We start from the raw sequence: 26,089 nt of genomic DNA on the forward strand, positions 1-26,089 counted from the left end.
CTACATTCCCAAGACCCCAACTAACCAATAAAAACTATGCAGCACGTATCGCCTGTACGGGAGCCGCTCGTAACCGGGGGGAAATCGTACCACGACGTCACTCAAGACGTGTGCCGCCAGGTAGAAGCCGCCCCGAATGTTCGGTGGATGGCCGCCCTGAGCGTTGCGCTCTTTTTCCTCGGTGTCTTCCTCTACTCAGTATACCGCACCCTGTGGTACGGTATCGGAGAGTGGGGTCTGAACAAAACTGTCGGCTGGGCCTGGGACATCACCAACTTCGTATGGTGGGTAGGTATCGGTCACGCCGGCACCCTGATTTCGGCAGTTCTGCTGCTGTTCCGTCAGAAGTGGCGGAGCTCCATCAACCGCGCCGCAGAAGCTATGACGATCTTCGCCGTAATCTGCGCCGCCATGTTCCCGGTACTGCACATGGGCCGTCCGTGGCTCGCCTACTGGGTGTTCCCCCTGCAAAACACCTTCGGCTCGCTGTGGGTGAACTTCAATTCGCCGCTGCTGTGGGACGTATTCGCCATCTCGACCTACTTCACCGTGTCGCTGGTGTTCTGGTACACGGGTCTGGTGCCTGACTTCGCTACTATCCGCGACCGGGCTAAAGGTCCGATTGCCAAAGTAGCCTACTCGCTACTGAGCATGGGCTGGACGGGTTCGGCCAAGCACTGGAGCCGTTACGAAACGGTGTCGCTGATTCTGGCCGGTGTTTCGACCCCGTTGGTACTGTCGGTACACACCATTGTATCGATGGACTTTGCAACCTCGGTTGTTCCGGGCTGGCACACCACCATCTTCCCTCCCTACTTCGTGGCCGGGGCTATCTTCTCGGGCTTCGCCATGGTACTGACCCTGATGCTTATCACCCGGGTAGTATTTAAGCTGGAAGATTACATCACGATGGAGCACATTGCTCTCATGAACAAAATCATGATGATCACCGGCTCGATCGTAGGGGTGGCTTACATCACCGAGTTCTTCATCGCCTGGTATTCGCAGGTTGAGTTCGAGCAGTACGCCTTCATCAACCGCGCTACCGGTCCTTACTGGTGGGCCTACTGGTCGATGATGACTTGCAACGTAATTACGCCTCAGCTGGTGTGGATTCGCAAAGTACGCTACAGCATCCCGCTGACTTTCGTGCTGTCAATCATTGTAAACATCGGGATGTGGTTCGAGCGTTTCGTAATTATTGTAACCTCGCTGCACCGCGACTACCTGCCTTCGAGCTGGGTAATGTTCTCGCCCACGATTATCGATATCGGTATCTATGTGGGTACGCTGGGCTTGTTCTTCACGCTGTTCCTGCTCTTCGCCAAGTTCTTCCCCGTGGTAAACATGGCTGAAGTGAAGACCGTGCTGAAATACACGGTGGATAACGGTCCGACCTACACCGGTCACGACCCGCACCACGACCTGATTCACAAGCCAACCACCCACGGAGTGCCTGCCACTGCTCCGGTAAACTACAACAAGCATGACTAAGCGCTTCGCCCTCGGCATCTTCGACGACGAAGACGTGCTGATGCACGCCATTGAGAACGTCCGCGCGGCGGGCGTCAAAATCTACGAAGTGTTTACCCCGTTCCCCATTCACGGCATCGATGATGCTCTGGGTATCGAACGGTCGCGCTTGCCAATTGCCGCCTTCTTCTATGGCTGCTGTGGTTTGGCCTTCGCCCTGTGGATGCAGATCTACATGCTCGGCTTCGACTGGCCCATGATTATCGGTGGTAAGCCCCACATTGCGCTGCCCGCCTTCATTCCAGTATCCTTCGAATTGACGGTGTTCTTTACCTGCCACGGCATGGTAATTACCTTCTACACGATTAGCAAGCTCTACCCCCGCTGGAGAACCCCGGTGCTGGACGTACGCTCGACGGACGACAAGTTCGTGATGGCCATTGAGATCAACGAAAGCACTGACCTCAACAACCTGAGCAAGCTGCTGCGCGAGAACGGCGCCTCGGAGGTGAACGAAAAAGAAATGACTAAGAACTAATGACGCACACGCTGAAACTAGGTCTGCAAGCGTCGGCTATTCTATTTGCCTCGGTGCTGACTACAGCTTGTAACAAGGCTGATGACACGGGCTTGGAGTATGCGCCGCAGATGTACGAATCGATTCCGTACGACCCGCTGCGCCAGGTCAATACCAACACGGTGAACCCCATGGGTATCAATGAGCGCACTCCGGTAGTGGGCACGGTACCCCGCGGTAAGCTCAATTACTACTCCCACGTTCCCAAAGACAGCGTCGGCACTGCTGAGCGTCGTTTGCGTAATCCTTACGCTTACACCAAAGCCAACCTAGAAGAAGGAAAGGTGCTGTATACCCGCATTTGCTCCCACTGCCACGGTGAGCAGGGTGATGGCCAGGGTCCGGTAGGTGCCAAGTTCAAAGGCGTGCCGAACTACACGGTCGGCGCTTACAAGACGATGAACGATGCCCACGTGTACCACGTGATTCAGTGGGGTAAAAACCGCATGATGCCCCACGGCTCCATCGTAAACCCCGAGGAGCGCTGGAAAATTGCTATGTACGTCCGCGTGCTGCAGCAAGGCAAAGGCCCCGATGGATTGGCTGATCTGGTGAAGACGAGCAACGACTCGACCCAGATGACGGACCGCGCTACCCAGGCTCCCACGCTGGAAGCTCAGGCAGACAAAGCATCAACTACTCCCGGTCAAGGTGACCAGGCACGAAACGGAACGGCGAACTAACTATGGCAACTCTGACGCATCATGAAAGCGCCACGGCTGAATACCTGGAGCTTTCGCCGAAAACCCGCAGAACCTTCATCGGCATTATCGTTGCCGGTGTCGTAGTGCTGGCAATCGGCCTGATTATGGCCGCCTTCTACGGCGGCGGACACGAAGCTGCTGGTGCAGCCCACGGCGCAGCTCACGCGGCTGGTCCGGAGGCTGGCGCTGGCGCCGCTCACCACGAAGGCAGCCCGGTATGGCTGAAGCGCCTATTGGTGAGCCTGTGGCACAACAACGTATTCTTCGTGGGCGTGTCGGCTATCGGTACCTTCTTCGTCGCGCTGCAGTACGTAGCCTACGCCGGCTGGTCGGTAGTAATTAAGCGCATCAACGAAGCTATGAGCGCCTGGCTGCTGCCTGGCCTCGCCATCTTCCTGATTGTATTCTTCGTGGGTCGTCACGACCTGTTCCACTGGACCCACGATGGTATAATGGACCCCAAGTCGGAAAACTACGATGCCATCATTGCAGGCAAGAGTGGTTTTCTGAACATGCCTTTCTACCTGATTCGCATGGTCGTATACCTGGGCATCTGGTGGTTCTTCACCGAGCGGCTGCGCAAGCTCTCCTTGGCCGAAGACCTGAACGGCGGTACCGAGTATTTCCACAAAAGCATCAACGTAGCGGCCCTGTTCCTGGTGCTCTACGCCGTTACCTCGTCGATGTCGGCCTGGGACTGGGTGATGTCGGTTGACGTGCACTGGTTCTCGACCATGTTCGGCTGGTACGTATTCGCCTCCTGGTGGGTATCGGGCATTGCCGTAACTACTCTGACTGCTATCTATCTGAAGCAAGCCGGTTACCTGAAGTTTGTAAACGCCAACCACCTGCACGATCTGGGCAAGTTCATGTTCGGCTTCAGCATCTTCTGGACCTACGTATGGTTCTCGCAGTTCATGCTGATCTGGTACGCCAACCTGCCCGAAGAAGCCGTGTACTTCAACCAGCGTCTGGGCGGCTTCAATGGTGCCTATACCTGGATGTTCTTTGGCAACCTGGTTATCAACTTCGTCTTCCCGTTCCTGGTGCTGATGCGCCGCGATGCCAAGCGCCAGATGATCATGCTCAAAATCGTGAGCATCGCCATTCTGATTGGCCACTGGTCGGACTTCTACTTAATGCTGGAGCCTGCAACTATGAAGGGCGAGAATGGGTTCATCATAGAGATTGGCGTTGCGCTGATTTTCCTGGGCAGCTTCCTGATTCTGTTTACCAAGCGCTTGGCGCAAGCCTCCCTGGTACCGGTGAATCACCCGTTCCTGGACGAAAGCGTGCACCACACGACTTAATTAGACATGAGTATTGAGAAGTGAGAAGTTAGACTGTAATGTGTAACGGAACTCTCACTTCTAACCTCTCAACTCTCACCTCTTCACTCAACTAATGATTGCTCTTGGTATTCTTCTGGTACTCGTGCTGCTGCTGGTCGTTTTCGGCCTGCTGTTCCGCATCCAGATACTGACTTCCATTTTCTCGGGCAGCTCTACGCGCGAGATTGGCACGAGTAACCGCGTCAACGCTATCCTATTCATCCTTTTTATGGTGATTGGTGGTGGGGCGTTTGCTTACTCCTTTATTGAAAACTATGGCAAGATGAACCCGCCCATTGCGTCGGTTCACGGCCATGAGATGGAGCGCCTGTTCTGGACGACGATGATCATCATCGGCATCGTGTTCGTCCTGACCCACATTGCTTTGTTCGTGTACTCTTACAAGTACCAGCACAAGGAAGGTCGCCGCGCTTACTTCTTCCCCCACAACAACAAGATCGAGATTATCTGGACGGTGATTCCGGCCATCGTAATGGCTGGTCTGGTATTCGCCGGCTGGAAGGAATGGACCAAGATTACCGGTCCGGCTCCCAAAGACTCGGTAGTACTGGAAGTAATGGGCAAGCAGTTCAACTGGCTGGTGCGCTACCCCGGCCGCGACCAGAAGCTGGGCGTAGTAAACTACCGTCTGATCGACGCGACCAACGAGTTTGGTTTCGACCTCAGCGACAAGAGCGGCCTGGATGACTTCGTAGCCGGTGAGATTCACGTGCCCAAGGGCCACCCCGTGCTGCTGAAGATTCGCTCGCGCGACGTGCTGCACGCCGTTTACATGCCGCACTTCCGCGTGCAGATGTACGCCGTGCCCGGTATGCCGACCAAGTTCTGGTTTACGCCAACCAAGACGACCGATGAAATGCGTGCTCAGCTGGGCAACCCCAAGTTCAACTACGAACTGGCCTGCAACCAGATCTGCGGCCGTGGTCACTTCGCCATGAAGCTGAACATCATCGTGGATGAGCCGGACGATTACGTAGCCTGGTTCTCGCAGCAGAAGTCTTTCTCGGAGCAGAACCCTGATGTGCTGGCTAGCTTCAAGCAGAAATCGGAAAAATTGGGAGAAACGGAAAACGCTTCAGCGGCTGCCGCTGTTGTAACTCCGGCTGCCAAGGCCTCGCTCTAACTCTTATTTAACGCACGCTCTCTTTTATGGCTGCTAACCTTCCTACTCAGTCTCAAGTGCAAGGTGGCATCGGGGTAACCGAGCCGCACACCGAGCACGACGAGCACCTGCACCACGACGAGCACCATGACCAGCACTGGCTGTTCAAGTACGTCTTCAGCCAGGACCACAAAGTCATTGCCAAGCAGTTCCTGATTACGGGTATCTTCTGGGCAATCATCGGTGGTACGCTCTCCAGCTTGTTCCGCCTACAGCTCGGCTGGCCCGAGTCGACCTTCGAATGGCTGTCGCCGTTCCTGGGCAAGTGGATCGAAGCCGGTAAGCTGAACCCCGAGTTTTACTTGGCCTTGGTTACGATGCACGGTACCATCATGGTATTCTTCGTGCTGACGGCTGGTTTGTCGGGTACGTTCTCCAACTTCCTGATTCCATTGCAGGTAGGTGCCCGCGACATGGCTTCGGGCTTTATGAACATGCTCTCGTACTGGTTCTTCTTCCTGTCGAGCATTATCATGTTCACTTCGCTCTTCATCGAGACGGGCCCCGCCGCTGCCGGCTGGACAATCTACCCGCCGCTGAGCGCCCTGCCCCAGGCTATTCCTGGTTCGGGTTTGGGCATGACGCTGTGGCTGGTGTCGATGGCGCTGTTCATCGTGTCGCAGCTGCTGGGTGGTGTTAACTACATTACTACGGTCATTAACCTGCGTACCCGCGGCATGTCGATGTCGAAGCTGCCCCTGACCATCTGGGCTTTCTTCCTCACCGCTATCCTGGGTCTGCTCTCGTTCCCGGTTCTGTTCTCGGCCGCGCTGCTGCTGATCTTCGACCGTTCGTTTGGTACCTCGTTCTTCCTGTCGGACATCTACATTGCCGGACAGGCGCTGAACCACCAGGGTGGTAGCCCCATCCTGTTCCAGCACTTGTTCTGGTTCCTGGGTCACCCCGAAGTATACATCGTTATCATGCCCGCCATGGGTATGGTGTCGGAAATCCTGGCTACCAACGCCCGTAAGCCGATTTTCGGCTACCGTGCCATGATTGGCTCACTGCTGGGCATTTCGCTCTTGTCGTTCGTGGTGTGGGCTCACCACATGTTCGTAACCGGCATGAATCCCTTCCTGGGTTCGGTGTTCATGTTCCTGACGCTGATCATCGCCGTACCATCGGCCGTGAAGACCTTCAACTGGCTGGCGACGCTGTGGCGCGGTAACATCCGCTTCACCACCGCCATGCTGTTCTCGATTGGCTTCGTGTCGCTGTTCATCTCGGGTGGTCTGACCGGTATTATTCTCGGTAACGCCGCCATCGACATTCAGATGCACAACACGTACTTCGTGGTAGCTCACTTCCACTTAGTAATGGGTTCGTCGGCCTTCTTTGGTCTGTTTGCCGGGGTGTACCACTGGTTCCCCAAGATGTTCGGCCGTATGCTCGACGAGAAGCTGGGCTACATCCACTTCTGGCTGACGTTCATCGGGGTTTACCTGGTGTTCATGCCGATGCACTACGTGGGTATCGCCGGTTTCCCCCGCCGTTACTACGCCTGGACTGGCTTCGACTCGTTCAGCCAGTTTGCTGACCTGAACAAGTTCATTTCGGCTGCGGCTATCCTGGCCTTCTTCGGTCAGTTTATCTTCATCTTCAACTTCTTCTACAGCATCTTCCGCGGCCGTCGCGCTACCGAGAACCCCTGGAACTCGACCACGCTGGAGTGGACGACGCCGGTGGTGCCTGGGCACGGCAACTGGCCCGGCGAAATTCCCGCCGTGTACCGTTGGCCCTACGACTACAGCAAGCCCGGTGCTGCTGAAGACTTCATCCCGCAGAACGTACCTTATTCGCAGACCCAGTCTTCGAATCTGCCCTACGAGCGGGACATGGAAGAATAGTCTTGCAAATGCCATGTAAAACGGGCCGCTGTATCCACGGCGGCCCGTTTTTTATTACCCAAGAACGGGGAAATCCGGCACCGGCATTACCGGCGGGATTTCCCCGTTCGGCTGTCTAATCAAACCGACTTTTGGATTGTTTACTGAGCAGCCTAAGCCCCTTTCAAAAAGTATGACAGTACCCGCGTTTGTACGCCGCTTCCGCCTGATCGGCATCGTGACCGTAGTGGCGGTATATGTTCTGATTCTGGTCGGTGGCATCGTGCGCAGCACGGGCTCCGGCATGGGTTGCCCCGACTGGCCCAAATGCTTCGGTACTTGGATACCGCCCACGCAGGCTAGCCAGCTGCCCGCCAATTACAAGGAAATCTACACGGCCCAGCGCGTGGCCAAAAACCAGAAGCTGGCGAAGACCCTGCAACGGCTGGGTTTCCGGCAGGTAGCCAGTGAGATTTTCGCCCACCCGACCCAGTACATCGAAACCGACTTCAACGTCACCAAAACCTGGATTGAATACGTCAACCGGCTGGTGGGCGCCTTGATTGGCGTGTTCGTGTTCCTGACCGTCGTGTTTGCCCTGCCGTACTGGCGTCGCGACCGGCCAGTGTTCTGGCTGGCTTTCTGGTCGTTTCTGCTGACCGGCGTGCAGGGCTACCTGGGCTCTTTGGTCGTATCGACCAACCTGCTGCCCGTGATGGTGACCATTCACATGGGCCTGGCTCTGGTAATTGTGGCCATGCTGATCTACGCGGTGATTCGCTCCCAGCGCGAGACGACCAATCCGGAGACTGTGCCCGCAACGCCTAGCCTGGCACCGTGGCTGTGGCTGATTACACTGCTGACCTTCGTGCAGATTGTATTAGGCACGCAGGTGCGGGAGGAGGTCGACATGGTAGCATTTGCGGCCAACTACCTCAACCGCGCGGACTGGATTGACCATTTGGGTAGCATCTTCAAGCTTCACCGTTCCTTTTCGGCTTTACTGCTGCTGCTCAACGCGTACGTGGCCTTCCGGCTGTACCGGCTGCCGTCGGGACAACTGCAGCGCATGGCCTTGGTAAACATTGGGCTGATTGGGCTGGAAATCCTGGCGGGCATCACGCTGGCCTATTTTGCCTTGCCGGCGCTGGTGCAGCCAATTCACCTGACGCTGGCTACGGTGCTGTTCGGAACCCAGTTTCTGACCATCGTTTTGTATGGTCGGGCAACGAAATTCAAGCGGCAGGCCGCTTATCCGGGCGTTGTTGCGTAACTTTGCGGCCCCGTTTGAGGCTGATCTGGCGGGAGTTTTGATTGCGTAGAATGACGAAAGCCAAGGCCTATTTCCAGTTAATCAAATTCCGACTGGCATTGACGGTGGCCTTTTCCAGCGCCATCGGCTATTTGCTGGGCGCCCAGGAATTTGATTGGAGCCGGGCATTACTGGTGCTGTTGGGCGGTCTGGCCGTCACAGGCTCGGCCAATACCATCAACCAGATCCACGAAATCGAGCTGGACAAGCTCATGAAGCGCACGGCCAAGCGGCCGTTGCCCACGGGCGCGCTGAGTGCGGCTGAAGCCTGGGTGTTTGCCATCATCATGGGCGTCGCCGGGCTGTTCATTCTCGGGTACTTTTTCAATACGCTGGCGGCGGCGCTGTCCCTGCTGTCCCTGATTCTGTACGGGTTTGTATATACCCCGCTCAAGACCATTTCCCCCATTTGCGTGGCCGTAGGGGCTATTCCGGGGGGCATGCCTCCCTTGCTGGGCTGGGTAGCCGCCACGGGCGTATTGGGCACCGAGGCCTGGGTGCTGTTTGGTATTCAATTCATGTGGCAGTTTCCGCACTTTTGGGCCATTGCCTGGGTTTTGGATGAGGACTACAAGAAGGCCGGCTTCAAGATGCTGCCCACGCCGGGCGGCAAGGATTTGCGGACGGCTTTCCAGATCATGACCTACACGCTGCTGCTGATTCCGCTGAGTCTGCTGCCGCTGCAGCTGGGCATGGCCGGCAAAACCTCGGCGCTGATTGCCGTGGTCTGCGGGGTGCTGTTTTTGATGCAGACCTTTTACCTGATGCGCACCTGCTCCAAGAAGGCGGCCATGCGCATCATGTTCGGGTCGTTTCTGTACCTGCCAATCGTGCAGATTGCGCTGGTTTTTGACAAAATTTAACGTTTCAGGATGGCAACTTCCGAAATATTGCAAGACAAAGAAGCCGGCACGGGGATGCACCCCAAACGGCTCTTACTGCTGCTGATGATGATCAGCATCACCATGATTTTTGCCGCCTACACCAGCGCCTACATCGTGCGGCGGGAGGAAGGCAACTGGCTGGAATTTGACCTGCCCGGTGGCCTGCTCTATACCAGTGTTATTATTACCCTGAGCAGCCTTACCATGCAGTGGGCGTGGTTTTCGGCCCGCAAAGACGAAGTGCGGCGCGCGCAAATCGGTATTGCTCTGACGCTTATCCTGGGCATCGTATTTCTGGTGGGCCAGTGGAACGTCTGGGGCGACCTGGTAGCCAACAAAATTCACTTTGGCGGCGTTGATGCTAATCCGTCGGGCTCCTTTCTGTACGTATTGACCGGCGTGCACGCTTTTCACCTGATTACGGGCCTCATCTTTTTGGTCGTCGTCTTGCGTAGAAGCCTGAACTATCAGGTGCATTCCCGCCAGATGCTCTCCATTGGCAATGCGACAATCTACTGGCACTTCCTCGGCGCGCTTTGGTTGTACCTGTATTTGTTCCTACTTTTGAACCACTGATTTCGTTTTTACTTCGCTCGTTATGTCCACCACCTCCACGACGCAGACGCTTCACAACAACGCCTCCATCGAGCGGCCCCGCTCCGGGACCTGGGATGGCGGCAACGAACCCTTTAAGGCTAGCTATGGCAAGCTGATGATGTGGTTCTTCCTGCTGTCGGATGCCTTCACGTTTGCCGCCTTCCTGACAACCTACGGGTTGATGCGCCACCGCCACCTGGCTTACGCCGGTGACCACAAAGACTTTGTGTTCTCCACGGCGTACTGGCCCATTCCGGACAAAGTATTCAACTCCTTCCCCGGTCTGCACGGCTACGACCTGCCGCTGGCTTTCGTGGCGTTGATGACGATGATCCTGATCTTCAGTTCCGTAACGATGGTACTGGCCGTAGAAGCCGGTCACCGCATGGACAAGGCTGACGTGCAGAAATGGCTGTTGTGGACCTTGCTCTTCGGCGCGACGTTCGTGAGCTGCCAGGCCTGGGAGTGGAGCCACTTCATCAGTGGTACTGATGCCGGCACCAAGATGCTGGACGGCACGATTTTCCACGGAGCTAACCTGCAGATGAATGAGTACGGTCCCGTACTGTTCGCCGATCTGTTCTTCTTCATCACCGGTTTCCACGGCACCCACGTATTCAGCGGCCTGGTGTTGCTGACCTGGGCCTTCATTGCTACCACCAACGGTACGTTTGAGAAGCGCGGCCACTACGAGATGGTGGAGAAAATCGGTTTGTACTGGCACTTTGTAGACCTGGTGTGGGTATTCGTATTCACCTTCTTCTACCTCGTTTAATACGAACTAGACTCGTCTTTTTTCCTTCGCTTTTACTTCCTTACGCATATGGCTCATCACGCAACTGACCACACCCAGCCAACCGGTGAGATTCCGCGCCCCGTCACGGGCTGGATCTGGAAAACGTTCTTCGTTCTGGTAGGCGTTACGGCCCTCGAGTTTGCCGTAACCTTCATTATGGACCCCAGCACCTTCCGGAACTCGATTCTGATTGTGCTGACCATCTTCAAGGCTTTCTTCATCGTGGCGGAGTTCATGCACCTCAAGCATGAAACCAAGGGCCTGATCTGGTCGATTCTGGTGCCGATGGCGCTGCTGATCTGGCTGATGGTGGCTCTGATTACCGAGGGCTCGGCTATTGGCGAGGCCATCTACAACGCCTTTAAGTAAGCAATGCGGCCCAAGCAAACCCTGGTTCTGGGCCTCATTCTGCTCTTGCCGGTACTAGCGTTTTTGTTTCTAAAAACCTTCGGTACTAATCGTTTCGCGCTGCCAACGTACCTGCCCGACCGTGTCGATTCGACGCAGGTGGGCGGGGAGTGGCAGCGCGATACTGTTTTTCATACCCTGCGTGATTTTCGCCTGCCTTCCCAGTCGGGGCGCGTGGTAAGCCAGCAGGACCTGAAAGGCGGGCTGTACGTGGCCAGTTTCTTTTTTGCCACCTGCCCCGGCGCCTGCCCCAAGGTCAATAGCCAGCTGATGCGGGTGCAGGAGAAGTTCCGCAAAGAGCCCCGCGTGAAGCTCGTGTCTTTCACCGTCGACCCCGAGCACGACTCGGTGGCGGTGCTGGCCCGCTACGCCGAGCGGTACGGTGCTATTGCCGGCAAGTGGTTTTTCCTGACCGGCAACAAAGCTGAGCTGTACCGGTTAGCAACGGAGGAGTTTCGCCTGCCCGCGCCCGCGGGAGCCGCCCCCGGCATCGTGCACAGCCAGAACCTGTACCTGGTGGACCGCAACCACCAGGTGCGGGGCATTTACGACGGCACCAAGCCGCGGGAGGTAGAGCGCCTCATCACCGAAATCAGCGTTTTGCTGTACACCTATGACCACGACAAGTCCGGTCACTAATCCAGCGGGTGGTAATGCCCGGATTAAGGCCATTATGATCATCCTGGGAGTGGCTATACCAGTGGTAGTAGCCATTCTGCATTTTTTCTCCAAGTCATTTCACATTGCCGGCGCGCAGGTCAAGTTCCTGCCGGCCGTCAATGCCGTGCTGAACTCCCTGACGGCAGTGTGTCTGCTACTGGGCTACTACTTCATCCGGCAGAAGCAGGTGCTCAGGCACCGGGCCATGATGGGTACCGCCTTCCTGCTGGGGGCCTTGTTCCTGGTGTCGTACGTGATGTACCATTCCCAGGTCGAATCGACGAAGTTCGGGGGGGAAGGCCTGATTCGCGGCGTGTACTACTTTATCCTGCTCAGCCACATCCTGCTGGCCGCCGTGACGGTGGGCCTGGTGCTGTTTACGCTGTACTTTGCCCTGACCGAGCAGTTTGCCAAACACCGCCGCATTGCCCGCTGGACCTTTCCCATCTGGCTTTACGTTTCCGTAACGGGCGTTATCGTGTACTTCATGATTTCGCCGTACTATACCTGAGTTGCAGGCAACTTTTTCTCACGCAGTTGGTTTTCAAAGAGATGAAAAAGATAGGAGCTGGATTATTCGCCCTGATGCTGGCCGTGCTGCTGAGCCTGGCTCCGCTGGCCTCGCAGGCGCAGTGCACCATGTGTAAAACGCAGGTGGAAGCGGCCCGCACCGAAAAGGACGCCTACGATACCTCGGGCCTGAACAAGGGCATCGTGTACCTGATGACGATTCCGTACCTGCTCATTGGCACGGTGGGCTACTTCTGGTACCGCAACAGCCACAAGAAGAAATAATGGCGGAGCCCTCTTCCACGGGGTGGGCCCTGCTGAATCTGAAGTGTCCGCGGTGCCACCGCGGACCTTTGTTTAAGTACTCGGCCCTGAATCTGACGAAGTTCGACGACATGTACGAGGCGTGCCCCGACTGTGGGCAGCATTACGAGCCGGAAGTGGGATTTTACTGGGGTGCCATGTACGTCAGCTACGGCTTCTCCGTAGGCATTGTGGTGCTGGTGGGCGTGCTGCTCTACTACCTGGCCCACGACCCGCCGGTTTGGGTGTACGTCAGCACCGTGGCCGCGGCCGTGCTGCTGCTCACGCCGCTGCTGTTTCGCTACGCTAGGGCCGTGATGCTATACTTCTTCGGCGGCGTCCACTACAAGCCGCCCCGTTGAAGCCCTGCCCCGGCTGCCGGAAATAGGAAATGCCGCCAATTGGCGGCATTTTTGTTTGGGCTGCCTCCCGATTCGCGCCGTATTTTTATCGATTACCGTATCTGCCGCTGTTGAAGTCGTCCCGTTTTTCTCCGCTTGTTCTGCTGCTGGCTGCCTGCATTTGCTTTGTGGGCGCCTACCTCAGCAACCGTTTTGGAGCGCGGGCCTCCGGCGTGCTGGTACACACCGACGTGGTGCGCCTCCAGAACCTGGTGGAAGGAGCCGAGCACACGGCCCAGCGGGAAGCCAATGAAGTAGCCCGCCGCCTGCAGAGCGGGGAGCTGAACTTTGGTACGCTCGTCGGCCATACCACCTATCCGTGCTTCGTCTTCCGGGGCGAAAAACTCCTGTACTGGTCGGACCACACGACGCGGCCCGAGCCGGAGAATGCCGCCCAGAGCTTCCGCGAGAAGCTGGTGGAAATGCGCTTTGGCTACTACCTGGCCTTGCGCCAGCCGGCGGGGCCCTACGTGGTGCTCACCTACGTACCCCTGGAAAAGCGCTACGGCATCAGCAACCGGTACCTGCGCGAAGGATCCGACAAGGCCCTGTTCAAGGGGCTGAACGTGCGTATTATGCCCAACATGCCCGGCTCCCGGCTGCCGTGGCTGCGCTCGGAGGAAGGCAAATACTTGTTTTCGGTGGAAAGCCTGCAGCCCAATCCGATTACGGGCAAATACCTGCTGCTGGCGTTTCTGCTGCTGGGTACGGGCCTCTACGTGGTGGGCTGGCTGTTGCAGGCCCGGCGGCTGTTGCGGCGCGGCAACATCCTGGCGGGGGCGGCCAGCGTGGTCGTACCGCTGGCCGTGTACCGGGCCGCGCTGCTGTACCTGGGGCTGCCGTTTTCGGTGGTCGAGCTGCCTCTGTTTGATCCGCGGGTGTACGCCGCCTCCTGGTTGTCGCCCTCGCTCGGCGACTTGCTCATCAACGCGTTTCTGCTGCTGCTGACGGCCTACTACGTGCTGCTGCTGTTCCGGCGCTACGGCGTGGTGCGGCAGGTGCGGCACGTGGAAGGGCTGGGCGCGCGGGCAGCTGTGGGCACGGTCGTGGTATTTGCGTTTCTGGGGTTGCTGGAACTGCTGTTTCATTTCTACTCCAACAGTTTCAACAACTCCCAGCTGGTCCTGGACATCACCCAGAACATCCAGGTGTCGGGGTTTAAGCTTTTGCTGTGCTTTGCCATCGTGCTGCACACGGGCAGCTACCTGGTCGGGTTTTATATTCTGTCCCAGTCCTTTATTGCCATCGGGCGGCCCAGCTCCAAGCGGCTGGGCGCCTCGATGCTGGCCCTGGCGACGCTGGTGATTCTGCCGGCGGGCGTGGTGCTGGGCGAGGCGCAGGCCATTCTGCTGGGGCTCACGCTGCTGTTTTTTCTGGTGGTGCGCCTTACCGGACTCAAGCAGATTGCCTCCATCATGCCCTACCAGGTGTATCTGTTCATCTTCCTGATGCTGGGTATCAGCTCGGCAGTGGGGGCGTTGGCGTTGTATGAGCACTTCGACCGGCAGCTGGTGCTTACCAAGCAGAAGATAGCCGGCAACCTGCTCGTCGATAACGATTTGCAGGGTGAATACCTGCTGGCCGAGCGCAGCCGCGAACTGGCCGCCGACCCGCTGATTCGCTCGATGCTGGCCAGCCCGTTTGCCAACCAGGACGTGGTGCGCCAGAAAATCGTGAAGTACTATCTGCGCGACTATTTCGACAAGTACGAAGTCACGGTGACGCTCTTCGACCCGGCCGGCAAGCCCATTCAGGAGGCGAAGAAAAAGCCCGGCCTGGCGGCCACGCGCCAACAGCTGCTGCGCGCCGCCCTGCCCACCGACCAGCCCAACCTCTACCTGATCCGCAACCCCAGCTCGTTCAGCACCCGGCGCTACGTGTCGTTTGTGGGCGTGCCCAGTCCGCGCGGGGGCGTGAGTACGGTGCTGCTGGAGCTGTCGTTGAAGAAGCTCACGGCCAACAGCGTGGTGCCCGAGCTGCTGGTCGACCAGAAGTTTTTCCAGCCCAGCCTGGGCCCCGAGCTTAGCTACGCCGGCTTCGAGCACAGCCGGCTGGTGTACAACGAAGGCGACTTCGACTACGCCAACCGCCTCTCGTTGCAGCAGCTCCAAGACCCGCGCCTCTACACCACGGGCCTGTCGGTCGATGGGTTTCACCACTTTGCCGTGCGCGGCCCCCAGAACCGCACGGCAGTCGTTACCACGGCCACCTACTCCTTTGCCGACTGGCTGGCCAACTTCTCTTTCCTGTTTCTGCTGCACACCTTTTTCTGGCTGGTGGCCATCGGCATCTACATGCTGGCCCGGGGACGGTACTTCGAGGCGTTCCGGACCAACTTCAGCACCAAGATTCAGCTGTTTCTCAACTTCGGTATCTTGGTGCCGCTTATCGTGGTCAGCATTGCCACGGCCAGCCAGGTGACGAGCTCCTACAAGCGCGACCTGCTGCGCACCTACGAGCGGCGGGGTAAGGCGGTGCAGGAAAACCTGCTGAAAAACCGGGCCGTGCTGGCCGACTCTTCCAGCCGGGCGGCCCTCGTCGACCTGGCCGACAACGTGTCGGGTCTCACCGAAACCGACCTGAACCTCTACGATGCCCAGGGCGAGCTGCTGGTGAGCAGTCAGCCCCTCATCTTCGAATCGGGGCTGCTGAGCCCGCTGATGAACCCCCAGGCCGCCGCCGCCCTGGCCGAGCAGGCCCAGCCCCGGGTGCTGCTCACCGAGCGGGCCGGCACCCTGTCGTTCAACTCGCTGTATCTGCCCCTGCGCACTACGGTGGGGCCGGAGCGGGCCAACGTGGTGGTGGGCTACGTGGGCATTCCGTTCTTCGACTCCGAGAAAGAACTGGATAACAAGCTGATTGAGCTGATTTCGACCATTCTGAACATCTTCACCGTGATGTTCATCCTGTTTCTGATTCTGACCTTCATTGCCTCTCGCCTGCTGACTTCGCCCCTGAAGGTGCTGACCGAAAAGCTGAAGCACACCACCCTCACCGGGCAGAACGAAATGCTGGCCTACGAGTCGTCGGATGAAATCGGGCTGCTGGTGCGCGAGTACAACGCCATGCTGCTGAAGCTGGAGGAAAGCAAGCAGGAACTGGCCACCCAGGAAAAAGAGGCCGCCTGGCGCGAAATGGCCCGGCAGGTAGCCCACGAAATCAAGAACCCGCTGACGCCGATGAAGCTGAGCCTGCAGTTTCTGCAGAAGGCCATTGCCGAAAAGCGCCCCAACGCCGAGGAGCTTATCGGCAAGATTTCCCAGACCCTGATAACCCAGGTCGACGTGCTCAGCGACATTGCCACTTCGTTCAGCAACTTCACCAACCTGCCCGCCATGCGGCCTGAGCGCCTCGACGTGGCCTCCATCCTGCGCCGCTGCGTGGGTTTGCACCAGGGTGGGGCCCGGGGTGGCAGCATCGAGCTGGAGCTGCCGCAAGAAGCGGAGGAGGGCCGCTACGTGGTGTTTGCCGACGAAAACCTGCTGGTGCGCACTTTCAACAACCTGCTGATAAACGCCCTGCAAGCCGTGCCCGACAGCCGCCGGCCCCTGATTACCGCCTCCATCGAGCCCGTGCCCGACTCGGACCGGGTGCGGGTCTGCATTCAGGACAACGGCGCGGGCATTCCGGAAACCGTGCGCGACAAGGTGTTCGTGCCCAACTTCACGACCAAGGAATCCGGCTCGGGCATCGGGCTGGCGGTGGCCCGGCGCGGCATTGAAAGCGCGGGCGGGCGAATCTGGTTTGAAACCGAGGAAGGCGCAGGAACCACGTTTTGCATTGAGCTGCCGCTGGCCCCGGCTTAGGTGGCAGTTGCTCGTTGTCAGTTGGTAGGTTGGTCTGCTCACCTTCGCACTAACAACGAGCAACGAACAACTGACAACTAAAAACTAAACCAAGGGCTTTGCGCGTTGTGGAGCCACCCGAGTTGCCTTGCGCATCCTAACCCGTTTTCAGCCCCGAATGATCAGCAGCCATACGCTTCGAATCCTGCGCATTGGCTTACTGCTGCTCGGAGGGGTGCTGGCAACCTTCGCGGCCCGGGCGCAGCAGCAGCAGCAGGGTGTGCCCTCGTCGCGGCGCTGCCGCTGGGTGCCGCTCACGCCGGGCCGCGACACCACCCGGTTTGCGCTGGATGATTCCCTGACCGTGGTGCCGTCGTCGGTGAGCGTGCTGGGCCGCTCGGTGGCCTACGACCCGCGCACCGGGCAGTACCAGCTGGTGCAACCCGCCCCGGCCCCGGATTCGGCGGACAATCTGCGGCCCGACTCGGTGCTGGTGTGCTACCGGGTGCTGCCGATGGCCCTGGCCGCGCCCCGGTTTCGGCGGCCCCGCGGGCTGATGGACAGCGTGAGCTTCGGGCGGCGCACGTTCGGCTACCAGGATTTCTCGGTCAAGGAGCAGATTCTCAGCACGCCGGGCATCAGCAAAACCGGCAACCTGTCGCGGGGCGTGTCGTTTGGCAACACCCAGAACGTGTTTGTCAACTCCTCGCTCAACCTGCAGCTCGACGGCAAGCTCACCGACGACATTACCCTGACGGCGGCCATCAGCGACCAGAACGTGCCGTTTCAGCCCGAGGGCAACACCCAGCAGCTCCAGGAATTTGACCGGCTCTACATCACCCTGACCCACCCGCGCTGGAACCTGACGGCCGGCGACGTGGTGCTGCGCAACCGGCCCGACTACTTTCTGCGCTTCTACAAAAACGTGCAGGGCGCGGCCGTGGAGGCCTCCATCGGCACCAAGCCGGGCCGCCGCAGTACCACCACCGTGGCGGCGGGCGTGGCCAAGGGCAAGTTTGCCTCAATTGACATTGCTCCCATCGAAAACGTGCAGGGTCCGTACCGCCTGCGCGGGCCCAACGGCGAGCAGTTCATCATCGTGCTGGCCAACTCCGAGCGGGTGTACCTGGACGGCCGCCTGCTGACCCGGGGCTTCGACTTCGACTACGTTATCGACTACAACCAGGCCGAAGTCACGTTTTCGCCCCAGCACCTGATTACCCGCAACTCCCGCATCAAGATTGACTTCGAGTATTCCGACTTCAACTACGCCCGCTCGCTCTACCACCTGAGCCACTACCAGGAGCTGGGCAAGCTGAGCGTGCACGCCAACTACTACCGCGAGGCCGACAACCCCGACAACTCGCCCAACCTCACGCTCAAAGACTCGGACCGGGCCATTCTGCGCGGCGTCAGCGAAAACGTGAGCCAGGTGAGCACGCCCGGCGCCGACTCGGTGCAGTACGACCGGCGACAGGTGCAGTACAACCGCTCGGTTATCATCGACCCCAACACGGCGCAGCGCACGGCCGTGTTTACCTACCCGCCCGATTCGACCAAGGGCGTGTACACAGTGCGGTTTACGGACAAGGGCGCGGGCGGCGGCAACTACAACCTCAGCTCACGCTTCACCAACGCCAACGGGCGCGTGTACGAGTACGTGGGGGAGGGCCGGGGCCGCTACCTGGCCGAACGGCTGCTGCCCACGCCCCTGGAAAAGCAGATGGTGTCGATGGGCGCCAGCTACCGCCTCGACTCGACCACCACGGTATTCGTGGACGTGGCTTCCACCAGCCTCGATTTGAACCGCTTCTCGCCTGAAACCGACCAGGGCCAGGCCATGCGCGTGGGCTACACCGTGCTCGACCGGAAGCTGGATTTGCCGGTGCTCAAAGCCTACAAGTTTCGCAGCGCCCTCGACTACGAGTACACCAGCCACCGCTTCGCGCCCATCGACCGGTACCGCGACATCGAGTTTGACCGCAACTGGAGCACCACCAGCACCGTGCAGGGCAACGCCACCCGGCGCGTGGCGCGCGAAGACAACGTGCTGAACTTCTCGGTGGGCGCGGTGAAGGATGCCAATAACAGCATCAACTACCGCGTGACGCGCCGCTACCGGGCCGGGGAGGTAAATGGGATTCAGAACTGGCTGGACGTGGCCCAGAAGCTCGGCGACGTGGAAATGCGGGCCGGCTTGTTTCTGCTCAACACCGACGCCGGCCGGTTCCGCTCGACGTGGGCGCGGGGCGAGGCCACGGCCCGCTACAACCGCGGCCTGATGGTGCCCGGCTACGCCTACCGCTTCGACAAAAACCGCGTGGCCCTGCCCAGCGGCGACTCTTTGCGCTCGGCCAACTACTTCGACGAGCACAACGTGTTTGTGCAAAGCCAGGACAGCGCCAAGGCCCGCTTCCGCCTCGACTACACCTACCGCCGCGACCAGACGCCCTTGAACAACGAGCTGCGCACCCGCGGGCAGGCCCAGACCTGGCAGGGCACCTTCAGCAGCCGCCTGGGCCAGAACCAGGACCTGAACCTGCTGGCTACCTACCGCGACCTGACGGCCCGCGACAGTGCCCGCCAGAGCACCGTGCTGGGCAAAGTCGATTGGAATGCCTCGTTTCTGCAAAGCGTGGTGCGCTCGGAGCTGAGCTACAGCGTGGCCACCGGCCGGGAACTGCGCCGCGACTATTCGTTTCTCTCCGTTATTGCCGGGCAAGGCACCCACTATTACCAGGACACCAACGGCGACGGAATTCAGCAGAAGGACGAGTTTTTTGAGGCCCAGACCCCCGACGCGCAGTACCGCACTTACATCAAGGTGTTTTTGCCCACCGACGACTACATCATTGCCTTCACCAACCGCTTCAGCTACCGCCTCACGCTGAACGCGCCCCGGCAGTGGCGCGACCTGAAAGGCGTCCGGAACCTGCTCACGCGCTTTTCCACCGTCAGCAGCGTCACGCTCGATAGGCGCACGGTGGATAAGAACCTGGTTTCCCGCCTCAACCCGTTTGCTTTCCAGACCGAGGACACGTTGCTGCTTTCTTTGAACAAGCTGCTGCGCAACACGGTCTATTTCAACCGCTCCAACCCGATTTTTGGGGCCGAGTTTACCGTGCAGCAAACCCAGCAGAAAGTGCTGCTCACCCAGGGCTTCGACGTGCGCAACCTGGCCAGCCAGTCGGTGCTGGTGCGGCGCACCCTGGCCCAGATGTTCACGGGCCGCCTGACGACCACGCGCAGCATCCGGGAAAGTATTTCCGACTACTCGGCGGCCCGCAACTTCCGGCTGTTGGTGTACGAAGTCACGCCCGAAATCAGCTACCAGCCTAACACCACGCTGCGCTTCACGGGCACCTACCAGCGCGTCAGCAAGCAGAACACCGCCGGCCCCGACCAGGACGTGCGCGGCACGTTCGACGAGCTGGGCCTCGAAACCCGCATCAGTCAGGTGAGCAAGCGCACGGTGAGCGGCACGGCCCGCTACGTGAAGGTGGGCTTCGACGACGACCAGACCTCGTTGGTGGGCCTGGAAATCCTGAATGCCCTGCGCCCCGGCAGCAACTTCACCTGGAATCTGAACGTGGAGCAGCGCCTCAGCAACGGCCTGAACGTGACCCTGGCCTACGACGGCCGCAAGCCCAACGGCCTGGCCCCGATTCACACCGGCCGCATGCAGGTGTCGGTGCTGTTTTAGGGGATTTCATAGCCTGCTGCTCTTGTCTGTCATCCTGAATGAAGCAAAGCGGAACGAAGGACCTTTCTCACCTGAGTGACAAGCATTCTTCAACGTACAAAAGCCCTTTGCCGTGCCGATGGTAAAGGGCTTTTGTACGTTGGCAAAAACTGCCGTGCGGTAGGCGAGGAAGGCCCTTCGCAAGCTTAGGATGACAGAATAAGCAACAGCCGATTCCTACAGCGAAATGAGCTTGCGCAGGTGGCCGACGACGGCCAGCTCGGCCTGCCCGGCGGGAGCTTTGGCCGCGTCGAGCTGCTTGAGGGCGGCGGCCTGCCAGGCAGCGGAAGGCGCGGTGCCTTTTTCCAGCATCTGCAGGCGCTCCAAACCCAGCGCCGAAATCAGGCGCAGCTGGGTGGAAAGCGGGGCGTACTCCCACAGGTTGGCGCCCTGCACCAGCAGGGGCTGCAGGCGCTGGTCGTTGGTTTGCCAGGTGCGCAGCTGGGCGTTGAGAAACGACAGCAACGACTTCGAACTGGCGCCCTTAAACCGCTCCGTGGCCGGGGCCATTTTCAGATATTCCGCCAACCCATCCACGGCCACGCCAAACTGCCGGGCCGCTTCCGACTCGGCTGGCGCGGCATCGACCAGGCGGGTGAGGGGCGTGCTGGGCGTGTAGGTGAAGCCCTGGAAGTGGCGCTTGTATTCCTTCACGGGCTCCAGCACGCCGGCCAACGTGCGCACGGCGGCCACGTCGCGGCCCCCGGCCAGGCGCGCCAGCAGCTGCTCGGGGGCCTGGCGGTGCTGGAGGCCCAGGGTTTCCAGCTCGGCCGAGACCAGAGCCAGGCGGCGGTACATATCGGGCACGTCGCGCACGTAGGTCGCCGACCACAGCCGCTCGGCCACGGCGGCGGCCCGGGGCCAGATGCGGCTGTCGATGATGACGCTGTCCGCGAATTCGGCCCACATGGTGGCCTCGCCGCCCAGCACCATGCCCTGCTGGCTGGCGGTCAGGGGCGCGTCGGCCGGCAGTGGGTCGTTGAGGTAGTAGGTGGCGGCGCTGTAGTTCAAATCGAGGTAGTAGCCGTTGGAGAGCAGGGCGGCGTGGCCCTGCTTCACGGCATCGTAGAGGCCCTTGCGGCCCCGCCAGCTCTGAATAACGGCGTCTTCGGGCAGGCCCGGACCCAGAATTTCGTCCCAGCCCACCATCTTCTTGTGGTATTTGGTGACAAACTGCAGAATGCGGCGGTTGAAATAGGTTTGCAGCCCGTGCTTGTCGAGCTGCCCGTTGGCTTTCAGAAACCCGTTTTCCTTCGACCAAGCCATGATGCGCGGGCTGCGCCGCCACTGCCGCCCGTCGTTTTCGTCGCCCCCGATGTGGAAGTACGGGTCGGGAAACAGGGGCGTCATCTCGGCCAGCACCTTGTCGATGAGCTGGTAGGTGGTTTCCTTGGTCGGGTCGAGGGCAATGTTGAGCGTGCGCCAGGTCTGGGCCGGGCCGTAGGTCGAGTCGATAGAAGCCAGCTCGGGGTAGGCCGCCAGCCAGCTGGTGGTGTGGCCGGGCATGTCGAACTCGGGAATCACCCGGATGCCGTGCTGGGCCGCGTACCGCACAATTTCGCGCACCTGAGCCTGGGTATAATACTGGCCGCCCACCTGGTGCAGGCGGGGCAGCACCTTGCTTTCCACCCGGAAGGCCTGGTCGTCGGAGAGGTGCCAGTGCAGCACGTTCAGCTTCACGGCGGCCATAGCGTCGAGGTTGCGCTTGATAACCGCCACGGGCATGAAGTGGCGGGCCGCGTCGATGAGCAGGCCGCGCCACTTGAAGCGGGGCGAGTCGGCAATGTCGACCTCGGCAAACATATGTTCCTTTTTGTCGGTGCTCAGCAGCTGGCGCAGGGTGGCCAGGCCCCGCAGCACGCCCAGGTGGGTGTTGGCCGACAGCGAAATGCCCATCGGCGTTACGCGCAGGCTGTACATTTCCTCGTCGAGCAAATCGAGCTGGCCCAGGCGGCCGTAGTAGATGGTCAGGTCGGCGGCTCCGCTGCCCACAAACTCGGTGCGCAGGCGCTTGTCGTTGGTTTGCTGGCCGAGCCAGGCGCCAAACTGCGTCAGCGTCGGGCGCAGGGCCGAATCGGCTTTGGGGCCCTGCAGCTGCACGCGCCAATGGTCTTTCAGCACGAAGCGGCTGGTGCCCCACTGGGCCATCGAGGGCACCGGCAGCAGCACCCGGGTATCGGCCACCGGGTTTTGGGCCGTCAGCCGGCTACAGGGATTGAGCAACAACAGGGCGAGCAAAAAGCAGGACAAACGCAGGGAAACCGACATAGGCAAACAAGGCAGGAGGGAGGCTAAAGGTAAGCAACGACCGGGCCCGATTAGCCAAAAACCGGCTGGTATCCCTACTTTGGCGCTTTATCGGCCTTCTGCCCTTCTCTGTACCCGGCAGCGGCTCCCTGATTTCTATGAACTCTCCTTCCCGAATGGCGTGGCTGCTGAGCATCGGGCTGATGCTCTGGGTGGCGTTTTACCTACCGCCTGTGCGGCAGCAAGGCGTCCGGATTATCAGTTCCGACAGCGCCGGCTACTACCTCTACCTGCCCGCCGTATTCGTGTACCACGACCTGCGGCAGCTGCGGTTTCGCGCCGAAATGGTGGCCCAATACCACCACTCGGCGCCCACCGAGCACGCCGCTCTGGATTCGGTTAGTCAGAACTATGTGCTGAAGTACTCGTCGGGCCTGGCCTTGCAGGAGCTGCCCTTTTTCCTGGCGGCCCACGCCCTGGCCGGGCCCCTGGGCTACCCCGCCGACGGCTACTCCCAGCCCTACCAGTGGGCTATTCTGCTGGCCAGTTTGCTGGTGGCCGTGCTGAGCTTGTGGCTGGTACGTCGGGCCCTGCTGCCCCGGTTCGGGGAGTGGCCCACCGCGCTTACTCTGCTGATTCTGGTGCTCGGTACCAATTATCTGAATTACAGTGCCGGGCAGGGCGCCATGACCCACAACTGGCTATTTGGCTGGTACGCCGTACTGCTGCTGCTCACGCCCAGCTTTTACGCCCGGCCCACGCTGGCCAAGGCGCTGGGCATCGGGGCCACCGTGGGGTTGATGACCCTGACGCGGCCCACCGACGTTCTGGCCGTGCTGCTGCCCCTGCTCTGGGGGCTGCGCTTCAGCCGGGCGGCGCTGCACGAGCGGCTGGCATTTTGGCGCACGCACCTAGCTGCGCTGCTGGCGGCCGTGGTGGCCGGGGCGCTGGTGGTCAGTATTCAGCTGTGCTATTGGCACTACGCCACCGGCTCCTGGATTTACTACAGCTACGGCAACGAGGGCTTCAACTGGCTGCGGCCCCACCTCTGGGAAGGCATCTTCAGCTTCCGCAGCGGCTGGCTGCTCTATTCGCCACTGCTGCTCACGGCGCTGGTGGGCTTCGGGCCGCTGCGTCGCCAGCAGCCCGAAGCCTTCTGGCCCATGCTGGCGTACTTCGTGCTGTTTCTCTACGTCACGTTTGCCTGGGAGCAGTGGACCTACGGCGGGGCGCTGGGCCAGCGGGCTATGGTGCAAAGCTACGCCGTGCTGGCCTGGCCCCTGGCGGCGGCGCTACGTTGGCTGCTGGCCCGCCCACGTTGGGCGGCGGCCTACGGCGTGCTGGCGGTGGTGGGCTGCTACTACGGCCTCTGGCTCACGGTGCAGGCCAACTACGGCGGCCTGCTGGCGGCCGGCGACATGACCCGCTCGTATTTGTGGCGCATCCTGTTTCGCTACGAAGTGCCCAGCGAAACCCGCCTGCTGCTCGACAGCAACTCCGAGTTTACGGGCACGCCGGTGAAGCAGCGCGTGCTATGGCAGCAGGATTTTGAGCAGGAAAATAATGGCCTGTGCGGCACGCCGGCCCTGCAGGGCCGCTGCTCCCTGGCCCTCGACTCGCTGCACCCGCAAAGCACCGAGTACGTGCTGCCCGCCCGCCCCGGCGACTTTCAGTGGGTGCGGGCCTCGGCTTTGGCCCAGGCGCAGCACACGGAATGGGACATGCCCCGCATGACGCAGTACGTGGTGCGGTTCCGGCGCGGCACGGAGGTGGTGAAGGAGCGCACCGTGCGGCTGCAGCGGGCCCTGGAAGGCGGCTGGAAGCGGGAGCTGCACTTCGACATGCGCCCCCCACGGGAAGATTTCGACAACGTCTCCGTCGTGTTTCTCTACTACGGCACCCAGGCCGGCCTGCTGCTCGACAACGCCAGGCTCACGGTGTTCGACGAGCAGTAGCCTCCGCTAAATCAGGCCGCGGGCTTTAAACTCCAGGTAGCGGTTGAGGGTGTTGACCGTCAGCTGCTGCGGGGGCGTGAGCAGGCTGTGAATGCCGTAGCGCTGCAGCTCCCGCACGATCTGGCGCTTTTCCTGGGCAAATTTCTCGGCAATGGTTTGGTGGTAGACGTCTTCGGTGGTCGTGGTGGGCTGGCGGAGGTAGTGCTGCAGCTCGGTGTTTTCGAAGAACACGACCAGCAGCAGGTGGTCTTTGGCCAGGCGGCGCAGGTAGGGCAGCTGGCGGTGCAGGCCGTTGAGGGTTTCGAAGTTGGTAAACAGAATCAGCAGGCTGCGCTGCCGGATTTTAGCCTTCACGGTAGAATAGAGCCGCTCAAAATCCGTTTCCAGGTACTTGGTCCGTTGCCGGTAGAGCACTTCCAGCAGCTTCTGCAGGTGGCCCGTGCGCCGCTCGGCCGGCACCACGGCGCTCAGCTGGTCGGCGAAGGTGATAAGGCCCGCTTTGTCGTGCTTGAGCAGGGCAATGTTGCTGACTACCAGCGTGGCGTTGATGGCGTAATCGAGCAGGCTCAGGCCCTCGAACGGCATGCGCATGGCCCGGCCCTTGTCGATGAGGCAGTACACCTGCTGGGCGCGCTCGTCCTGGTAGTGGTTCACGACCAGGGCCTCGGCCCCGGTGCCGGCGCGACGGGCCGTGGCCTGCCAGTTGATGGTACGCGGGTCGTCGCCGGCTACGTAGGGCCTGATCTGCTCAAACTCCAGGCTCTGGCCCACCCGCCGGATGCGCTTCACGCCCACCTCCGTCAGCCGGTTGCTGATGGCCAGCAGCTCGTACTGGCGCATCTGCAGAAATGAGGGATACACCGGTACCATCTGCTCGGGCCCGCAGCGGAAGCGGCGCTGCGCCAGCCCCAGCCGCGTGCTGACGAACACGTTGACCATCCCGAAACCGTATTCACCCCGCTTCACGGGCCGCAGCTGGTAGCGAATCACGGTGGTTTGCCCGGCCGGCAGGTCGGCCCGAAACAGCAGGTCGCGCCGCTGAAACTGAGCCGGAATCTCGTCGATGGTTTCCGTGCTGACCGGGAAGCGGTAGTGGTTTTCCAGGTAGATGGCCACGTCGTTGTCGCTGCCGTTGGCCAGCTTATCGCCCAGCACGCGGCGCGCAAATACGCCGCCGGCGCCCTGTCGGGTAGGGGCGTACAGCAGCAGCAGGTCGACTACCGTCAGGGCCAGTAGCAGGCCTGCCGCCAGCTGCACGGGCGCCAGCAGGCCCGGCACGAAAAAGGCCACGGCCAGCCCGGCTACTACTGCGGCCAGCAAAAAGAAAAAGCGCGGGGTCAGAAACAGAGACTTCAAATCGGGAGGGAAATAGCGGGCCGCACAAGCAAAAAT

20 protein-coding genes are annotated in these 26,089 nt (G+C 60.2%); 18 read left to right on the forward strand and 2 right to left on the reverse strand.

What is annotated here, in order from left to right:
- Window positions 1-36: 36 nt before the first annotated feature.
- The 17 genes from nrfD (at window position 37) to E5K00_RS19070 (ending at window position 20,456) form a co-directional block, all read left to right on the forward strand.
- Window positions 37-1,494 carry an NrfD/PsrC family molybdoenzyme membrane anchor subunit gene (nrfD, locus tag E5K00_RS18990; protein ID WP_245328345.1) on the forward strand — a complete coding sequence of 486 codons (1,458 nt, stop codon included), beginning with the start codon at window positions 37-39 and terminating at the stop codon, window positions 1,492-1,494.
- Window positions 1,487-2,011, forward strand: a complete 525-nt coding sequence (locus tag E5K00_RS18995) for a DUF3341 domain-containing protein (protein ID WP_135464849.1) — start codon at window positions 1,487-1,489, stop codon at window positions 2,009-2,011. The genes nrfD and E5K00_RS18995 overlap by 8 nt, the downstream gene beginning before the upstream one ends.
- Window positions 2,011-2,733: a c-type cytochrome gene (locus tag E5K00_RS19000; RefSeq protein ID WP_135464850.1), complete on the forward strand. Its 723-nt coding sequence runs from the start codon at window positions 2,011-2,013 to the stop codon at window positions 2,731-2,733. Before E5K00_RS18995 ends, E5K00_RS19000 begins: the two co-directional genes overlap by 1 nt.
- 2 nt (window positions 2,734-2,735) lie before the next feature.
- Window positions 2,736-4,064: a quinol:cytochrome C oxidoreductase gene (locus E5K00_RS19005; RefSeq protein ID WP_135464851.1), complete on the forward strand. Its 1,329-nt coding sequence runs from the start codon at window positions 2,736-2,738 to the stop codon at window positions 4,062-4,064.
- A gap of 94 nt (window positions 4,065-4,158) precedes the next feature.
- Window positions 4,159-5,229, forward strand: a complete 1,071-nt coding sequence (locus E5K00_RS19010) for a cytochrome c oxidase subunit II (RefSeq protein WP_135464852.1) — start codon at window positions 4,159-4,161, stop codon at window positions 5,227-5,229.
- Between the two features lie 26 nt (window positions 5,230-5,255).
- Window positions 5,256-7,118, forward strand: coding sequence for a cytochrome c oxidase subunit I (locus E5K00_RS19015; RefSeq protein WP_245328346.1), 1,863 nt, complete (start codon window positions 5,256-5,258; stop codon window positions 7,116-7,118).
- A gap of 172 nt (window positions 7,119-7,290) precedes the next feature.
- Window positions 7,291-8,370 (forward strand): COX15/CtaA family protein, encoded by a 1,080-nt coding sequence (locus tag E5K00_RS19020; protein WP_135464853.1) that lies wholly within the window; start codon window positions 7,291-7,293, stop codon window positions 8,368-8,370.
- 50 nt (window positions 8,371-8,420) lie between these two features.
- Window positions 8,421-9,272, forward strand: a complete 852-nt coding sequence (gene cyoE / locus E5K00_RS19025; protein ID WP_135464854.1) for a heme o synthase — start codon at window positions 8,421-8,423, stop codon at window positions 9,270-9,272.
- A gap of 9 nt (window positions 9,273-9,281) precedes the next feature.
- Window positions 9,282-9,869 carry a cytochrome c oxidase subunit 3 gene (locus tag E5K00_RS19030; RefSeq protein WP_135464855.1) on the forward strand — a complete coding sequence of 196 codons (588 nt, stop codon included), beginning with the start codon at window positions 9,282-9,284 and terminating at the stop codon, window positions 9,867-9,869.
- Window positions 9,870-9,891: 22 nt separating this feature from the next.
- The gene (locus E5K00_RS19035) at window positions 9,892-10,665 is read left to right on the forward strand and encodes a cytochrome c oxidase subunit 3 (RefSeq protein WP_135464856.1); all 774 of its coding nucleotides are present in this window, start codon (window positions 9,892-9,894) and stop codon (window positions 10,663-10,665) included.
- A 48-nt stretch (window positions 10,666-10,713) separates the two neighbouring features.
- A complete protein-coding gene (locus tag E5K00_RS19040) occupies window positions 10,714-11,055 on the forward strand; it encodes a cytochrome C oxidase subunit IV family protein (protein ID WP_100338899.1) in 342 nt (113 codons plus the stop codon).
- Window positions 11,056-11,058: 3 nt separating this feature from the next.
- Entirely contained in the window at window positions 11,059-11,733 is a 675-nt protein-coding gene (locus E5K00_RS19045; RefSeq protein ID WP_135464857.1) for an SCO family protein, read from the forward strand.
- 34 nt (window positions 11,734-11,767) lie between these two features.
- Window positions 11,768-12,265: a DUF420 domain-containing protein gene (locus E5K00_RS19050; protein WP_245328347.1), complete on the forward strand. Its 498-nt coding sequence runs from the start codon at window positions 11,768-11,770 to the stop codon at window positions 12,263-12,265.
- 41 nt (window positions 12,266-12,306) lie between these two features.
- Complete coding sequence (locus E5K00_RS19055; protein WP_135464859.1) at window positions 12,307-12,549, forward strand: hypothetical protein; 243 nt, start codon at window positions 12,307-12,309, stop codon at window positions 12,547-12,549.
- Window positions 12,550-12,617: 68 nt separating this feature from the next.
- Window positions 12,618-12,929, forward strand: a complete 312-nt coding sequence (locus E5K00_RS19060) for a DUF983 domain-containing protein (RefSeq protein ID WP_245328348.1) — start codon at window positions 12,618-12,620, stop codon at window positions 12,927-12,929.
- A 110-nt stretch (window positions 12,930-13,039) separates the two neighbouring features.
- On the forward strand, window positions 13,040-16,774 hold the full coding sequence (locus E5K00_RS19065) for a sensor histidine kinase (RefSeq protein ID WP_135464860.1): 3,735 nt from the start codon (window positions 13,040-13,042) through the stop codon (window positions 16,772-16,774).
- 157 nt (window positions 16,775-16,931) lie between these two features.
- Window positions 16,932-20,456, forward strand: coding sequence for a hypothetical protein (locus tag E5K00_RS19070; protein WP_135464861.1), 3,525 nt, complete (start codon window positions 16,932-16,934; stop codon window positions 20,454-20,456).
- Between the two features lie 216 nt (window positions 20,457-20,672).
- Here E5K00_RS19070 and E5K00_RS19075 read toward each other — a convergent pair whose 3' ends face one another.
- Window positions 20,673-22,763, reverse strand: a complete 2,091-nt coding sequence (locus tag E5K00_RS19075; RefSeq protein WP_135464862.1) for a beta-N-acetylhexosaminidase — start codon at window positions 22,761-22,763, stop codon at window positions 20,673-20,675.
- A 137-nt stretch (window positions 22,764-22,900) separates the two neighbouring features.
- Here E5K00_RS19075 and E5K00_RS19080 point away from each other — a divergent pair, with 137 nt between their 5' ends.
- Window positions 22,901-24,697: a hypothetical protein gene (locus E5K00_RS19080; RefSeq protein ID WP_135464863.1), complete on the forward strand. Its 1,797-nt coding sequence runs from the start codon at window positions 22,901-22,903 to the stop codon at window positions 24,695-24,697.
- 6 nt (window positions 24,698-24,703) lie between these two features.
- Here the strand turns inward: E5K00_RS19080 and E5K00_RS19085 are convergent, their stop codons facing one another.
- A complete protein-coding gene (locus E5K00_RS19085) occupies window positions 24,704-26,053 on the reverse strand; it encodes a DUF58 domain-containing protein (RefSeq protein ID WP_135464864.1) in 1,350 nt (449 codons plus the stop codon).
- Between the last annotated feature and the right edge of the window lie 36 nt (window positions 26,054-26,089).

This window comes from Hymenobacter aquaticus, assembly GCF_004765605.1.
GTDB lineage: Bacteria > Bacteroidota > Bacteroidia > Cytophagales > Hymenobacteraceae > Hymenobacter > Hymenobacter aquaticus.